The organism is Candidatus Spongiisocius sp. (assembly GCF_965221825.1).
Taxonomy (GTDB): domain Bacteria; phylum Actinomycetota; class Acidimicrobiia; order Spongiisociales; family Spongiisociaceae; genus Spongiisocius.
The window spans coordinates 3,280,545-3,295,434 of record NZ_OZ244917.1 but is presented as its reverse complement, the minus strand read 5'-3'; the positions used below and the strand labels follow the sequence as shown (position 1 = coordinate 3,295,434).

Here is a 14,890-nt window from a genome sequence, read left to right as displayed (position 1 = left end):
GGGCGTGTTCATGCCATGCGCGGTCGTTTGGTACCCGCGGGTCTCGTGGTTGGTCTAACGGTGACCAAGGTAGTTGAGCAGGTTCGCCTCGTAGCGGCTCGGATAGTCGTCCCACGCGTCGCCGTGGGCGCAACCTTCGTAAACCGTGACCCGCGGCGGGTGCCGGAGTTGCGAACGGATCCGGTGCAGATGGCTGATCGGGATGCGGTCGTCGATGTCGCAATGGGCCAGACCGATCGCGTACGGGTACCGAGCGGCGTCCTCCGCCGGGCGGACGCCGTCCACGTCGAGGCCCCTGGTGAGGCGGGCCATCAGAACCACCCCCGGGCGCAGGGCCGATGCCAGCCAGAAGGGCGCTGACGTACGCCGGGCCACTTCCTGCACGACCAGATCGGACAGGGTGGCGAAGGCCGAATCAGCGAATACCCCGGCGACTGCGGGCTCGCGCCAGCCGGCCATCAGAGCGATGGCGCCGCCATAGGAGTTGCCGTGCAGGAAGATGGTGCCGGGTCGGGCGCCGCGTTCGCCGACCACGTAGTCAACCGCGCCCAGCAGGTCGTCAGCCTCGTGTATCCCGGCGCCCATCTGGGCGGCATCAGACTCGCCGTGGCCGCGCAGGTCGAATACGAGAACCGAGTAGCCGTTGGCGACCAGAGCGGGGACCATGCCCAGCATGGAACTGCGGGTGCTGTCGATTCCGTGGGTCCGGATCACGACTCCTAGAGGATCCGGCGCGGGCATCCACCACCCGCGCAGCGTGAGTTCGGGCCAACCCCGTGGGGAGAACTCCGCGTCCTCGTAATCCAGGGCGAAGTCCCCGGGACTGTCCTCGACAGGATTGGCCTCCGCGTCGAGTGCGCTGTCCGCTATGTAGTAGGAAGCGGCAAGGTAGAGCAGGGCGACAGCCAGCAACGGCACAGCCGTCCGCCTGATCCACCGGCGAGAACGGCGGCGGCCGCCAGACCGCCCGGTCCGGAAGAACGACCCTAGATTCAGAACCTCTCCTCGACGAAGGTCTGGTCGGTGATGGGCGGGCGCACATAACCGACGCCTGACTGCCGTTCGGGTAGCTCGATGTCATCCCAGGGCACATCCTCGTAAGGAATCTGGCTCAGAAGGTGGGCGATACAGTTCAGGCGGGCCCGCTTCTTGATGTCGGCGTTCACGACGTACCAGGGCGCCTGTTTGATGTCGGTGTGGGCGAACAGGATGTCCTTGGCCTTGGAGAACTCCACCCATCGGGACCTCCCCTCGACATCGACGGGTGACAGCTTCCAGCGCTTCACGGGATCGTTGATCCGTGACTGGAAACGCTTCTCCTGCTCGGCGTCGCTCACGGAGAACCAGTACTTGATCAGGATGATGCCGGAGCGGATGAGCATGCGCTCGAACTCCGGGCACGAACGGAGAAACTCGCGGTATTCCTCCTCGGTGCAGAATCCCATGACCGGCTCCACCACGCCGCGGTTGTACCAGCTGCGATCGAATAGGACCATCTCGCCGGCTGCGGGCAACTCGGCCACGTAGCGCTGGAACCACCATTGCGTCTTCTCCCGGTCGCTGGGGGTGCCGAGCGCCACCACCCGGACGATGCGAGGATTCAACCGTTCCGTGATCCGCTTGATCACGCCACCCTTGCCCGCCGCATCACGGCCCTCGAAGATGACCACCACCTTGAGACCCTGGTGCTTGATCCAGCGCTGCAGGCGGACCAACTCCTCCTGGAGCCGGCCCAGTTCCTTCTCGTAGACCTTCCGCTTCAGCTTGGGTCGGTCCTGGTCGGGCGCCCCCAAGTCGAGCGCTTCCAGGAAATCCACACTCATACCACCAACCATACCGAAACGCCGGGCGCAGCGACTAGGAAAACGCCGCCAGCACCGCGGGTACCGCCTGCTCCAGCACGCCTTCTCCGTAGCCGCCCTCCTGGACTATCACCGTGGGCAGGCCGGTACGCAACCCCTGCCCGAGGAGCGGATAGTCCTCGTCGGTCAGGGCCAGCACGCCGTCGGTGACATGGGTGTCCACTCCCAGAGCTACGACCAGGATTTCGGCCCCGAAGGAGCTCACTGCTTCGATGGCTTCCTCCAGGGCTGACCTGTAGACCGGCCAGCGGGACCCGCTCGGGAGGGGAAGGTTGAGGTTGGCGCCCGATCCGGCCCCGTCTCCGCGCTCCTCGGGGAAGCCGGAGAAGAACGGGAAATGCACCCCGGGATCACCGTGGATCGAGACGGTCAGGATGTCCCCACGTTCCCAGAACACCGCCTGGGTGCCGTTGCCGTGGTGGGTGTCGACATCCACGACCGCCACCCTGGTCCCTCGGGCCGCCAGCCAGGCGGCGGCAAGGGCGGTGTTGTTGAGATAGCAATAGCCGCCGAACGTGGCCGGGCCGGCGTGATGACCGGGGGGTCTGCTGATGGCGTAGGCGGCATCGTGCCCGCCGTGGACAGCGCGGGCCGCGGCCACCACAGACGCTGCGGCGGACAGGGCCGCCGGCCAGGTTCCCTCCAGGATCGGATCGACATCGTTGGAATAGACGCCGAGTTGAGCGTCGACATGGGTGGGGGGACGGCCCGGTAGGCCGGGGAGGGGCCGGATGTAGGCCACCGCCTCGCCGTCGGCCGGGGCGCCGGTGGCGACCCGCCAGCGGTGGTGGGCCGTGCGCAGGAACTCCAGGTAATCGGGCTCGTGCACGAGGAGCAGGTCCTGCTCATCCATAGGAGGGGGGCAGACCACGTCCACGGCTTCGAGGTGGGCCAGAGCGGAGAGGATGCGGTCGGCTCGCGCCGCGGTCTCCGCGGGAGGCAGGAGCACCCCGCCGAAGCGGTGCGGCTCGGAGGGATCATGGAGGCGGTGGTCGGGATGGGCGTAGACGAGCACGTAGCTTCTCCCAAATCATCGGGCTACAGGAGTGATGCTAGAGCCGCGTTGCTAGGCTTGATCAACTGCCCATCGCTTCGTGTACTCGTGTCCGCGGCGCGAGCGGCGCGAGAGGTAAGGAAGGACTCGTTCGGCCTTGGATCCGGTAATCGCCTTCACCGAAGTAACCAAGTCCTTCGGGTCCATTGATGCTTTGGACCCGATCCGTCTCACCATCCGGAAGGGCGAGTTCGTATCCCTTGTCGGACCGTCCGGTTGCGGCAAGTCAACCGTCCTTAGGCTCGGTTCCGGACTCATCGAGCCCACGGACGGAACGGTGAGCCGGTCTTCGGACAATGTCGGCTACATCTTCCAGGAACCCACGTTGATGCCGTGGCGCACCGTGGAGCAGAACGTGACCTTCCTGGGCGAGCTTGACGGATTGAACCGCCACGAGGCCAGGCGGCGCGCCGATGAGGTGCTATCGCTGGTAGGGCTACAGGAATTTCGCGACCACTACCCCCTGGCCCTGTCGGGCGGGATGAAGATGCGCACCAGCATCGCCCGGTCCATGCTGCTCGATCCCGACCTTTTCCTGTTCGACGAGCCATTCGGCGCTCTGGACCAGATCAGCCGCGCCCGGCTCAACGAAGAGTTGTGCGCCCTGTTCTCGGAGCGACGCTTCGCGGCCCTGTTCGTCACCCATTCGGTTGACGAGGCCGTATTCCTGGCTACCCGGCTTCTGGTGATGAGCAAGCGGCCGGGAAGGCTCGTGGCCGAGTTCGAGATCCCGTACGAGTTCCCCCGCAAGCCCGAAATCCGTTACGAGCCCGAGTTCGCGGTGCTGGCCGGCCAGGTCGCCGCCGCACTGGCAGAGGCATCGTGAGCGACCGAACCGGCGAGACCGCCAACGCCTCCCGCGCCGGCACCGCCCGCATCCGGGAGTTGCTCGGCGTTGCCATACCACCCGCTCTGGTCGCCTTGGCCATCATCCTCCTCTGGTACGGGATCACCTTCTTCGTGCTCGAGCCCGACCGGCGCTTCCTTCTTCCACCACCCCACGGCGTGATCCAGGAGGGGATCCTCGATGGAGAGGTGCTGGGGGAGATCATGGGGGGCCTGTACCGGACGGCCATGGTCGCGGGGCTCGGGCTGGTGATCGGCTTCGCGCTGGGGTTCTCGATGGCCCTGGTGATGAGCCAGGCCAAATGGATCGAGCGCTCGCTCTACCCCTGGGCCGTGGTATGCCAGACGGTCCCGATCCTGGCTCTGGTCCCGCTGCTCGGCTTCTGGTTCGGCTTCGGGCTGATGTCGCGGGTTACGGTGTGCGTGATCATCGCCCTGTTCCCGATCGTCATCAACTCCCTGACCGGCTTGCAGGGCGCCGACCCCAGACTGCACGATCTGCTCACGCTCCACAACGCCGGCCGGTGGACCCGGGCTCTGAAGCTCCAGGTTCCCGCCGCTCGCCCGCTCATCTTCACCGGGCTCCGCACCTCGGCCGGCCTGTCGGTGATCGGCGCGATAGTTGGCGACTTCTTCTTCGGTCGGGGCCAGCCCGGCCTGGGCATCCTCCTCGACCGCTACAGCCGCCGCCTGAGAAGCGAGGAATTGCTGGCCGCGGTTATCGCCGCCTGCCTGCTCGGCGTGGTGGCTTTCTGGATATTCGGCGTGATCGGCCGCCGGGCCGTCGGCCATTGGGATCCGTCGTGGGCTGACGAGCGGAACAAGGACACCTAGACGTGCGAATCCGACCGGAATCGTGCGCGGTAAGGACTCATAGAACAGACAGCAACGGAAGATCGGAAAGGAGGCCGACATGAGAAGACATCGGATAGGAGGAAGGGCTGCTACCACGCTGGCCCTGATCGCCGCTCTGTCGCTGGTGGCAGCGGCGTGCGGCGGTGAAGAGGAAGCCCCCGCCACCACGGCTGCACCGGCCACCACCGCAGCACCGGCCACCACCGCAGCTCCCGCCACCACGGCGGCAGCGGCGATGACGCTGGCGGATGTCTGCCCCGACCCGCTCGTGATCCAGCTCGACTGGGAACCCGAGTCGGAGCACGGTGGCATCTACCAGTTGGTCGGTCCCGGTTACGAGATCAACAACGACGCCAAGAGCGTCCGCGGCCCGATGATTGCTGGCGGCGAGGACACCGGCATCGACATCGAGGTCCGGATCGGCGGCTTTGCGGTCGGCTTCCAGCCGGTGCAGTCGCTGCTGTACCAGGATCAGGACATCTTCATGGGATTCGTCCGGGCGACGGAAGCCATGTCGACCTACGCGGATGTCCCGGTCGTGAGCGTGATGGCAACGTTCGAGAAGAGCGCCTTCGCGATCTACTGGGATCCGGAGACCTACCCGAACGTCAACGAGATCGCTGATCTCAAGGACGAGGGAGCGATCATCCTGCTCGGGCGCCCGGACGTGTTCCAGGACTGGTGGGTCGCCGAGGGCATCATGGACGAGTCCCAGATGGACCTGACCGACGCGCCCAAGCCGGCTGCGTTCATCGGCGCCGGCGGCGAGGTCGCCGAGGCCGGGTTCGCCACCGCCGAGCCCTACATCTACGAGGTGGAGGTGCCCGAGTGGGGCAAGCCGGTCAGGACCCAGCTGATCCATGACACGGGCTTCGAGGAGTACTTCCAGGCGCTCGGTGTCCGGGCCGCCGATGCCACCGACCGGGCCGACTGCCTCCGGGAAGTGGTGCCCATCATCCAGCAGGCCCACGTGGACTTCCTGAACAACCCGGATCCGACCAACGAGTTGATCCTGGAGTTGGTGGACGTCTACGACACCGGATGGATCTACACCCAGGGCGTGGCCGACTTCGCGGTGTCCACGATGCTGGAACTCGGCATCATGGGCAACGGTGACAACGACACCCTCGGCGACTTCGACATGGACCGGGTCGTCGGGTTGTTGGAGATCATCGACCAGGTCACCGAAGCCGACGTAAGCGGGCTGTCGCCCGAAGACCTCGTCACCAACGAGTTCATCGACTTCTCGATCGGGCTGTAAGGAAATGGCGGCGGGATCCCTCCGGCTCGCCGTTGCGCAGCCGCGCACGGTGGTGGATCCCGACGCCGAGGTGAACGTTGCCCGGGCGGTGGAGCTGACCGCCCGGGCAGCCGATCTCGGAGCCGACCTGATCCTGTTCCCCGAGGGCTACCCGGGCCCGGTGCTCGGAAAGCCCCGGGACACGTACGAGGCGACCGACGCCATGCAGGCGGCAGCGGCGGACAGTCACATCTCGGTGTGCTGGAGCCGCATGGAGTTGTGCCCTGACGGGAAGTACCGCCTCGTGGTCTACGCAGTGGACCGCGGAGGGCGGCAGTTGCTCCGTTACGAACGGGCGCATCCGGCCACCCTCCCGCCCGACGAGACGAGGGTCTGGGTGGCGCCCGGTCCCGATCTGGCCCTGTTCGAGACGGACGGGGTCCGGATGGGAATCGTGGTGTGCTCGGAACTGTGGATACCCGAGCCGGCGCGCGTGCTGGCGCTGCGGGGCGCCCAGGTGATCCTGTCACCGGCGGGAGGCGGGTTCACTTCCCTCACGGACAACTGGCAGACCATCGTCCGGGCGAGGGCCATGGAGAACCTCTGCTACGTGGCCATGACCAACAACATCTGGCGCGACGAGGTCGGCGCCGCCATGATCGCCGGCCCCGAGTACGTGGCGGTAAGTTCGGGGACCGAGGAGTTGTTGCTGGCGAACATCGACCTCGCCCGGGTGGAGTGGCTCAGGTCGAACGACGACTCGATGGTGGAGCCCAAGGGCTTCTCGTCCATTCCCGGCCTGCTCCGCGCCCGGAGACCGGAGCTCTACGAGGACCTGGTGAAGCCAGGACCCGACCTCTACGACTTCCACACCCCTCCCCGGCCGCAGTGACGGACCGCGGAATCCTGGTCCGGGGCGGATACGTCCTCACCTCGTCGACACCGGAGATGATCGAGGACGGCGCGGTCCGCATCGTCGGTGAGTTGATCGACGCGGTCGGGCCGTGGACCGACCTCAGGACCCGTTATCCGAACGACGAGGTTCATGGAGACCGCCACTCCATCATCACGCCCGGGTTCGTCAACACCCACGGGCACTTCTCCGAGGCCCTTTTCACGGGCATCGCCGAAGACTTCACCCTGTGGGAGTGGATCGAGGCGGTCATCAATCCCACCGCGCCCCATCACGACTACGAGATGGCCTATGTGGGGACGCTTTTGGCGGGCATCCAGATGCTGCAGACCGGAATCACCGTGGCCAGCGATATGTTCGTATGCGACCCGGCAGACCGGCCTGTCACCCCGGGAATCGTCCGAGCGCTGGATGAGCTGGGGCTGCGCGGCGTGGTTACGTTCGGCGCTGCCGACAGGCGGGGCGCCGCCGTGCCGGCGATCCTCGAAGAGCACGCAGCCCTCCGGGAGGCCTGCGAAGCGAGCCGCCTGTCGCGCTTCCGGGTCGGGATCGCGCTCCTGGGTGCGCAGTCCGAGGAGCTCTTCGAGCATTCCGTCAGGCTCGCCGCCGACCACGGAAGCCATATCCACCTGCATGAGATCCGGGAGGAGGTGACCGCGGTCCGCGCCGAAACGGGGCGGACGCCGATCGAGCAGTGCGCCCATCTGGGCCTGTTCGACGGTCCGACCATCGCCGCCCACTGCGTGTGGGTGGACGAGAAGGACCAGGAGGTACTGGCGGAGCATCGGGTGGGGGTGGCCCACAACCCGGTCTCGAACATGATCCTCGCCTCCGGGGTTTGTCCGGTACCCGCCCTGCGACGCATCGGAGTAGCCGTGGGCATCGGTGTCGACGGTCCCGCCAGCAACGACCGCCAGGACATGCTCGAGGCGATCAAGCTCGCGGTGCTGCTCCAGCGGGTCGACCGGCTCCAGGCGACCGCCCTGTCCGCTCGTGACGCGCTGGCGATGGCCACCATCGAGGGTGCCCGTTCCCTGCGCCTCGATGCCGAACTCGGTTCCATCGAGGCCGGCAAGCAGGCCGACCTGGTGGTGTTCGACGGAGCCTCACCGGCCCTGGCCAACATCCACGACCCCTTCCAAGCCGTCGTCTACTGCGCCGGCCCGCGGGAGGTCTCCGACGTCTGGGTGGCCGGATCGCGATCGGTAGCGAACGGGAAGGTCACCAACGTTGATCCTGTCGATGTGGTGGAACGGTCGCGTCCCCTGGCTCGGAAGCTGGCCCGCCTCGCCGGTCTCGGACCGCATTCCCTGCTGGCCCGGTCCTGAGCCTGACACAACGACAACCCGGGCCTACGTACGCTCCAGGGGTCGAAGGAGAGGTGAAGCTTCAGGACCCTCCGTCGTGGTCACCACCACGGATGATCACGGTGCGGTGCGGGAAGGGCATCTCTATGCCGGCGGAGTCGAGGGCTTCCTTGATGCGTAGGCGCAACTCCCGTTCGGTCCTCCACTGGACGGAAGGCCGGGTCTTGGCCCTCACCCGGATGAAGACGCCGGACTCGGCGAGGTTCTGGACGCCCTTGACCTCGGGGGGCTCCGAGAGCTCGTCCTCTCCCCATTCCGGGTCTTCCCACATCTCGAAACCCGCTCGGCGGATCACCTCCATGGCCTCGCGGAGGTCACAGTCGTACGGAACCTCTACATCGATCTGCGCCCGGGCCCACAGCTGCGAGTAGTTGGCCACGAAGTCGAGCTTGCCGTTGGGAACATTCCAGACGGTGCCCTGACGGGTACGGATCGAGGTGGACCGCAAACTTATCTTCTCCACGGTTCCCCGGCCCCGTCCAAAGTCTATGTCATCTCCTACGCTGTAGATATCCTCTATCATCATGGATATTCCAGCCAAGAAGTCTCTAACCACCGACTGAGCACCGAAACCTATTGCGATACCGACCACGCCGGCGCCGGCGAGGAGGGGCCCGAGGTTGATATTCAGCTGGCCCAGAGCCAGCAGCGCCGTCAGCGCCCATATGGTGGTCTGCGCCACGCTGCGGAGAACCACCGCCAGCGTCTCGGCCCGGGCCTTTGCCCGGACCGTCTCCGCTTCCTCGTTGGCAGCCGGATCGCGACCCACATCCCGCAGGTCCGGTCTGCCTATCCGTTCCGTAAAGTGCTCGATCGCCCGCTTGACGGTTCTGGAGACCAACCACCCACCCACCAGGATCAGGGCCAGGACCAACCCGCGTCCCAAGAGCCAGGCCGCTATCCCGGCCACGGCCTCGTTGCCGGTCCACTGGTAAACGGTGTCGCAAACGAAGCTCGTACTGTCGGCGCACGCGGCCGATGAACTACCGGCTTGCTGGGCTATGGGAATCATGCGGCACCAACGCCTTGGTCCAGGGATGCGACGGCCGACAACGCGACTTGGGAGGGCATCCTAGTGGTTTGCGATGTCACGGGGTAGACATGGCGCCAAGGAACCTCTTCAGGCTCTTGTTCTGTGGCCTGTGGACCAGGTCCTTGGGCGAACCCTGCTCCACCAACTCACCCGCATCCATCTAGATCATCCGGTCGGCAACCTCTAAGGCCAAACCGAGTTCAAATAGAACATTCTCCAGCAGACCCGGAGTGGTTCAGAGTGGTAGGCTCATCTGGCTTATCCCGGTACCAGGATGAGGAGGTTCGAAATGATGCGCGCGAGCTGGTTTCGAACTGTTCGGCTGATGCGGGTCACGATGAAAGGGTACCGATCCGCAGCCTTGGGATCGCCGCCGACGTGATCTTCAACTTCCTCGGCGAGATCAATGCCGATGCGGCTAAGGACACATGACCGAGTCCATACCCTCGACGGAGTCGCGTCCCCTTCATCCGTCGACGGGAGCCAAGATCGAGATAAGGGGTGTTCGACACAGTTATGGGGATGTGCTGGTCCTCGATGAGTTCGATCTAACTGTCGAACCGGGTGAGTTTCTTACTCTTCTTGGCCCTAGCGGATCGGGTAAGACGACTCTTCTCAGGATCGTCGGCGGGCTAACGATTCCTGACGAGGGGAGCGTGATCGTCGGCGGTGTTGATATGACACTTCTACCGGCACGGGAGCGCGGAATGGGATTCGTATTCCAGAACTACGCGCTGTTTCCTCACATGACAGTCCAGGACAACGTCGCGTTTGCCCTTCAGATTCGCGGGATCTCTTCTGACCAAATCAAACGAGACGTCGAGCAGGCTTTAGAGATGGTCAACCTCGAAGGGTTGGGTTCCCGTCTTCCCAGAGAACTGAGTGGCGGCCAGCAACAGCGAGTCTCGCTGGCAAGAGCGCTGGTCTTTAGCCCCAAGGTTGTCTTGATGGATGAACCTCTTGGCTCTTTAGATAAGCGATTACGCCAATACCTACAGAACTCCATCCGGCTTCTTCAGAAGGAAATTGGCTTCACGGCGGTGTACGTGACGCATGACCAGGAAGAAGCCTTCGCGATGTCAGACCGCATCGTGGTTATGAATGGAGGATCTGTGCGACAAGTAGGAGTCCCAGAAACCGTCTACCGCTCGCCGACGGAGCATTTCGTTGCAGACTTCGTTGGAGACATCAACGAGATCGAGGGCATCGTGCGTCACTCCGGTCACGGACTCGTCATCGAAATAGCCGAAGGCAACACCCTGGCAGTGCCGCCATATGTGAGCCGGTCGCTGGGGGAAGGAGACCGCGTGCTTTGCGGCATTCGACCAGAGATGGTCCTGATCCAAGAAGGGCCGATGGGCAGCCCGAACTTGCAGGCCACCGTGGAGTTGGTGTCGTTCCACGGAAACTCCTATCGGATCCTGTCTCGTCTCAGAGATGGTGACCGCTTCATCGTTGAATCAAGTTCATCACTGTCGGCGCCCACCGAAGGGTCAACTATCTGGCTCCATTGGGACGAGGAACAGACGATTGTCCTCATCCCACCAGACGGGCAACCATGAAGAAACTCGGCTGGCAAAGACGGACCCGGCGGCGTACATACCAGGACTCCCTTGTTGGCCTAGCTCTGTTGCTGCCGTGCATGGTTTTCGTTCTGCTCTTTTTTGCGTATCCGCTCATAGGCGTGTTCGTGAGAAGCGTCTCCGACCCGGCTCCAGGCATAAGTAACTACGTTGAGATCTTTTCGTCACGGGCCTTTCGGAACATCCTGAGACTGACAGTTGAGATCTCAGTCGTGACAACTGTGGGTTGCTTATTTCTCGGTTTTCCTGTGGCGTGGTACATCACGACCCTCGAGAAGAGAAGAGCACAGCTCTTCCTGGTCCTGAGCACTGCTCCGCTGTGGGTGGCGATTCTCGCTCGACTTTATGCGTGGACAGTGATTCTCGGGAGAAGAGGAATCATAAACGACTCGCTAGCGGCTATGGGACTGGTTCAGGAGCCACTCGATCTTCTCTTCAACACTCGAGCAATTCTCATCGGGATGATTCACGTGATGTTGCCATTCATGATCCTTGTTCTCTACTCGTCGATGAGGGGAGTGGATGAATCACTTATCGAGAGTGCCGATAGCCTCGGAGCTCGCCCTCGGCAGACCTTCTTGCGGATATACCTGCCCCTCATTAGCCCTGGTTTGATCGCCGGGTCATTGCTGGTCCTGATCATGTCTATGGGTTTCTTCATTCTTCCAGCCGTCTTGGGCGGAGGGGGAGATATCACCATTCCCATATATGTGCAGACGCAGATACGTCTCTTCAAATGGGGGATCGCCAGCGCCATGAGCATGATCCTGCTAATCGTAACCCTCGCGCTCTTCGCTTTGCTAACCAAGGTGTTCGATCCTAGAAGTGTGGTAGTTGGAGGTAGCAGGCGTTGAGGCTGGGCAAGGTAGGTCAACGTTTATTGGCCGTTTCGGCCAACATCGTGGTCGCCTTCCTGATTCTGCCGATTCTGGTCGTGATTCCGTTGTCCTTCACACCGGGGACAGTCCTCAACTTTCCACCGGACGGTCTCTCTCTTAGGTGGTACCAAGACTTCTTCGGCGACGAGCGCTGGATCAATGCCACTTGGTTGAGTCTCAGACTTGGCGTGGCAGTCGCTATCACCTCGACGGCTCTTGGCTTGCTCGCGGCCATTGCCCTCACCCGATACATCAAGAGGGGGGCCTTCCTGGTGCGTGGTCTTCTCGTCGCGCCGCTCATCGTCCCACCGATAGTCACAGCCGTTGCCGTCTTTGACATATACGTGCGGGTGGGGCTTCTCCGCACATTCCCAGGGCTGGTTATTGCTCACACGATCCTGGCCCTACCGTTTTCCGTGCTTCTCATCGAGAGTGCGCTCAGAGCCGTCGACTTCGGTCCCTTCGAAGCAGCGCTCAGCCTCGGCGCCACGAACCGGCGGGCCTGGCGGATGGTCGTACTTCCAGGGATCACTCCCGCTCTCATGGCTTCTGCCGTCTTCTCTTTCCTCATTTCGTGGGATGAAGTGGTACTCGTGGTCTTCATCGGCGGAGCGAGATCACAAACGCTACCTCTACGCATGTTTGAGTTCATTGAGACACAAATCCGGCCCACATTGGCGGCCATTTCAAGTCTTATCGTCTATGTGATAGCGGCGGTGTTGACTGTTGTCTATCTTCGGTCCCGTCTATCGATATCATCCCCTGACCGCACCTAGCCGCCCGATGCTTTGTCATCCAGCAGCGGCATCAGCCGGCGTGAGGTCAACTCGAGATGTTCCATGGCGGCGTCATGGGGCACACCAGGAAGCCGATGCCAGAAGGCCAAATCATGCCAAGGAGCCTTCGCGTGGATCGTACGTAGTCTCACGGCAAGATCCTCCGGTGTACCCACCAGCACACCCTGCCTGAGGGCCTTTGAAGTCATGCCCTCAAGGGCATCCTCATGTCCTGACCACTCGAGATACTTCTGTTGCCGGTAAGCCAGGGCAGGCTCAATCGTCGTGTCCCACGCGCGCTCAGGGTCGTCGGTCGCCCATAGGACGACGCCTACTCCGAAGAAGAAGCTATTGAGGTCTCTTTCAGAGTGTTGTAGGGCGGGGATCAACTTCTCGGCGTAGAATGCTGGGAGGTTCCGCTCTGGAGCTATGTAGTCGTATGGAAGGCATCCGTCCGCCATCCGCACGGCTCGTTTCACAGCAGGCGAGGAAAGGCCTCCGTAGTAGATGGGCAGGTTATCCTGAGCAGGGCGAGGACTAACCGGGACCGGCTGTCCATCCTTACCGTCATTCAGTACTCCGGTTGTGAGTGCTGTCCGGAGGGCCCGAAGGGCACTCTCCGCCCTTCGGCCTCTCGTAGTTGGAGAAACACCGAAGATGTCGAACTGGGCAGTCCGGCCGCCTGCTCCAACACCGAGTTCCAGCCGACCTGAAGACAAGAGATCAACGACAGCAGCCTGTTCCGCAATCACCCGCGGATTGTGTAGAGACAAAGGGATGGCATACGTCATCAGCCTTATGGTGTTGGTCACTGCAGCGACTGCTGCCAAGACGGTCAGAGGAGCGGCTGCCATCCCGTCGTCGTGCCCATGAGATTCGGGTATGCGAACTGTTCGAAACCCAAGTGAGTCCGCGAACCTGACCTCCTCGAGACACTGGTCATAGTGCGTCACCCAGTCTCCACAACCAGGACCCGGACGCAGGTCCGTCATGATGCTGAGTGTGAAGGCAGTCTGGGGCGCCGACAACATGTTCAGACTTGGCCTCCTGTTGACATTCTCATCTCGGATCGCCGAGGGTATGGACTCGGTCATGCGTCCTTAGCCGCATCGGCATTGACCTCGCTGAGGACGTTGAAGATCATTTCGGCGGCGATCCCAAGGCTGAGGACCGGCACCCTTTCATCGTGACCCGCAATCGTGGCCCGATCCTCGAGGGTGATAGGCGCTGTGTGACACCCGTAGGCGGGTATGTCCCGCGCTCGGAAGATCCGCAAGTCGGTATAGCCCGCAGAGACCACCGGAACCATCGCGGCGCCTGGGACGGTCTTCGCAAGGGCTCGTTCCAGCGCTCGGGGTACCAACCCCCTTGGGTCAGAAGCACCGCTGACAGCTCGAAAGGTCTCAGTCACACTGACCCCGAACTCGGCGACCACGCCTTCCAGATCGGCAATGAACTGGCTCGGATCCGTGTCTGGCATTAGTCGACAATCGAGAGTGGCCTTCGCCGACGATGGCACAACACTCGGTTCCACTCCTGCTTCAACAACCGTGATGCTGATTGTGTCTTTGAACATTGCCGCAAACGCAGGAGATTCCGCAATCGCCATCTCGACTCTGCTCCGGTCGGACTCAGAAGCACGCGTCATGAGCTCGATGAACTCATCCTGTATGTAGCCCTCGTGGCGTGCAGATTGAATAGACCCGATCGCCGCAAGGGCACCTACGAGTCTGGTCACAGCAGTCGACTCACGTGGAACCGAGGAATGCCCACCTGGACCTTGCGCTTCCAAGACAAGCCAAAGGGCAGTCTTTTCTTGCGGACAGTACGTGAACACGGGACCCTTGCTGCCCAGCAGCGTCGGATAGCTGAAACTCCCTTCTCCCAAGACCCAGGCGCAGTCCAAGACATCTGACCGATGCTCCTCAATCCAGCGGATGCCCGCCTTGCCACCACGCGTCTCGTCAGCCGCGGCCAACAGCATGACGTCAACGTAAGGCGACGGGTTCTGACGCGCAAACTCTGCCAAACCAACAGCATGTGCTGCCACCAGAGTCTTCAGGTCTATCGCTCCGCGTCCCCAGAGATAACCACTGTGAACGGTGGGGTTAAAGGGAGAAGTGGACCAGAATGAACGTTGCACAGGTGACACGTCGAGATGGGACAAGAGAAGCCCCGGCGGCCCAGCGCTTGCAGAAACGCCCCGCATTCGGGCAACGACGCTGATGCGGCCGCTGCTGGACTCGATCAACTCAACATCAAGCCCTTCCCTCGCCAGGAACCGTTTCAGAGGTCTTGCAGCTCGATACTCGTTGCCATGAGGGTTCGAAGTGTCTTGCCTGATCAACTCTTCGACTAGGCCCAGGGTCCTCTCTTGGAAGCTGCTTGGTCGCGAATTGAGAACAGGCTCCTCAGCCATTCTCTAGCATTCTGGTCGCTCGACTCACCGAGACATCCCTCTTCAGTGGACTGTATTCCACTCT

Annotated in this window: 14 protein-coding genes; 8 read left to right on the top strand and 6 right to left on the bottom strand. The window is 62.8% G+C overall.

What is annotated here, in order from left to right; all coding sequences use genetic code 11:
- Window positions 1-54: 54 nt before the first annotated feature.
- From ACOQPD_RS15090 to ACOQPD_RS15080, 3 genes are all read right to left on the bottom strand, one after another.
- Window positions 55-918 (bottom strand): alpha/beta hydrolase, encoded by an 864-nt coding sequence (locus tag ACOQPD_RS15090; RefSeq protein ID WP_420612785.1) that lies wholly within the window; start codon window positions 916-918, stop codon window positions 55-57.
- 74 nt (window positions 919-992) lie between these two features.
- Window positions 993-1,823, bottom strand: coding sequence for a polyphosphate kinase 2 (ppk2, locus tag ACOQPD_RS15085; protein ID WP_420612784.1), 831 nt, complete (start codon window positions 1,821-1,823; stop codon window positions 993-995).
- 34 nt (window positions 1,824-1,857) lie between these two features.
- Window positions 1,858-2,877 carry a histone deacetylase family protein gene (locus ACOQPD_RS15080; protein WP_420612783.1) on the bottom strand — a complete coding sequence of 340 codons (1,020 nt, stop codon included), beginning with the start codon at window positions 2,875-2,877 and terminating at the stop codon, window positions 1,858-1,860.
- A gap of 136 nt (window positions 2,878-3,013) precedes the next feature.
- Between ACOQPD_RS15080 and ACOQPD_RS15075 the strand changes: the two genes are divergently transcribed.
- The 5 genes from ACOQPD_RS15075 (at window position 3,014) to ACOQPD_RS15055 (ending at window position 8,098) form a co-directional block, all read left to right on the top strand.
- On the top strand, window positions 3,014-3,742 hold the full coding sequence (locus ACOQPD_RS15075; RefSeq protein WP_420612782.1) for an ABC transporter ATP-binding protein: 729 nt from the start codon (window positions 3,014-3,016) through the stop codon (window positions 3,740-3,742).
- Entirely contained in the window at window positions 3,739-4,596 is an 858-nt protein-coding gene (locus tag ACOQPD_RS15070; RefSeq protein WP_420612781.1) for an ABC transporter permease, read from the top strand. The genes ACOQPD_RS15075 and ACOQPD_RS15070 overlap by 4 nt, the downstream gene beginning before the upstream one ends.
- A 79-nt stretch (window positions 4,597-4,675) precedes the next feature.
- Window positions 4,676-5,878: a hypothetical protein gene (locus ACOQPD_RS15065; RefSeq protein ID WP_420612780.1), complete on the top strand. Its 1,203-nt coding sequence runs from the start codon at window positions 4,676-4,678 to the stop codon at window positions 5,876-5,878.
- 4 nt (window positions 5,879-5,882) lie between these two features.
- Complete coding sequence (locus ACOQPD_RS15060; protein ID WP_420612779.1) at window positions 5,883-6,749, top strand: carbon-nitrogen hydrolase family protein; 867 nt, start codon at window positions 5,883-5,885, stop codon at window positions 6,747-6,749.
- Window positions 6,746-8,098 carry an amidohydrolase family protein gene (locus ACOQPD_RS15055; RefSeq protein ID WP_420612778.1) on the top strand — a complete coding sequence of 451 codons (1,353 nt, stop codon included), beginning with the start codon at window positions 6,746-6,748 and terminating at the stop codon, window positions 8,096-8,098. The genes ACOQPD_RS15060 and ACOQPD_RS15055 overlap by 4 nt, the downstream gene beginning before the upstream one ends.
- Before the next feature lie 61 nt (window positions 8,099-8,159).
- On the opposite strand, the gene ACOQPD_RS15050 is transcribed toward ACOQPD_RS15055, so the two are convergent.
- Entirely contained in the window at window positions 8,160-9,149 is a 990-nt protein-coding gene (locus ACOQPD_RS15050; RefSeq protein ID WP_420612777.1) for a mechanosensitive ion channel family protein, read from the bottom strand.
- 449 nt (window positions 9,150-9,598) lie between these two features.
- On the opposite strand from ACOQPD_RS15050, the gene ACOQPD_RS15045 reads away from it, so the two are divergent.
- Genes ACOQPD_RS15045 through ACOQPD_RS15035 form a run of 3 tightly spaced genes read left to right on the top strand, consistent with a single transcriptional unit; the run spans window position 9,599 to window position 12,407 of the window.
- Complete coding sequence (locus ACOQPD_RS15045; RefSeq protein ID WP_420612776.1) at window positions 9,599-10,732, top strand: ABC transporter ATP-binding protein; 1,134 nt, start codon at window positions 9,599-9,601, stop codon at window positions 10,730-10,732.
- Entirely contained in the window at window positions 10,729-11,607 is an 879-nt protein-coding gene (locus tag ACOQPD_RS15040; RefSeq protein ID WP_420612775.1) for an ABC transporter permease, read from the top strand. Before ACOQPD_RS15045 ends, ACOQPD_RS15040 begins: the two co-directional genes overlap by 4 nt.
- Window positions 11,604-12,407: an ABC transporter permease gene (locus ACOQPD_RS15035; protein ID WP_420612774.1), complete on the top strand. Its 804-nt coding sequence runs from the start codon at window positions 11,604-11,606 to the stop codon at window positions 12,405-12,407. The genes ACOQPD_RS15040 and ACOQPD_RS15035 overlap by 4 nt, the downstream gene beginning before the upstream one ends.
- On the opposite strand, the gene ACOQPD_RS15030 is transcribed toward ACOQPD_RS15035, so the two are convergent.
- Both ACOQPD_RS15030 and ACOQPD_RS15025 read right to left on the bottom strand, forming a co-directional pair.
- On the bottom strand, window positions 12,404-13,501 hold the full coding sequence (locus ACOQPD_RS15030) for an LLM class flavin-dependent oxidoreductase (RefSeq protein WP_420612773.1): 1,098 nt from the start codon (window positions 13,499-13,501) through the stop codon (window positions 12,404-12,406). The genes ACOQPD_RS15035 and ACOQPD_RS15030 overlap by 4 nt on opposite strands.
- Entirely contained in the window at window positions 13,498-14,826 is a 1,329-nt protein-coding gene (locus ACOQPD_RS15025) for a M20/M25/M40 family metallo-hydrolase (protein WP_420612772.1), read from the bottom strand. Before ACOQPD_RS15025 ends, ACOQPD_RS15030 begins: the two co-directional genes overlap by 4 nt.
- Between the last annotated feature and the right edge of the window lie 64 nt (window positions 14,827-14,890).

Bases quoted from the DNA above. Each gene is read 5' to 3' on its own strand.
- ppk2 (WP_420612784.1), bottom strand. From the start codon at position 1,823: ATGAGTGTGGATTTCCTGGAAGCGCTCGACTTGGGGGCGCCCGACCAG.
- ACOQPD_RS15065 (WP_420612780.1), top strand. From the start codon at position 4,676: ATGAGAAGACATCGGATAGGAGGAAGGGCTGCTACCACGCTGGCCCTG.
- ACOQPD_RS15060 (WP_420612779.1), top strand. From the start codon at position 5,883: ATGGCGGCGGGATCCCTCCGGCTCGCCGTTGCGCAGCCGCGCACGGTG.
- ACOQPD_RS15050 (WP_420612777.1), bottom strand. From the start codon at position 9,149: ATGATTCCCATAGCCCAGCAAGCCGGTAGTTCATCGGCCGCGTGCGCC.
- ACOQPD_RS15045 (WP_420612776.1), top strand. From the start codon at position 9,599: ATGACCGAGTCCATACCCTCGACGGAGTCGCGTCCCCTTCATCCGTCG.
- ACOQPD_RS15040 (WP_420612775.1), top strand. From the start codon at position 10,729: ATGAAGAAACTCGGCTGGCAAAGACGGACCCGGCGGCGTACATACCAG.
- ACOQPD_RS15030 (WP_420612773.1), bottom strand. From the start codon at position 13,501: ATGACCGAGTCCATACCCTCGGCGATCCGAGATGAGAATGTCAACAGG.
- ACOQPD_RS15025 (WP_420612772.1), bottom strand. From the start codon at position 14,826: ATGGCTGAGGAGCCTGTTCTCAATTCGCGACCAAGCAGCTTCCAAGAG.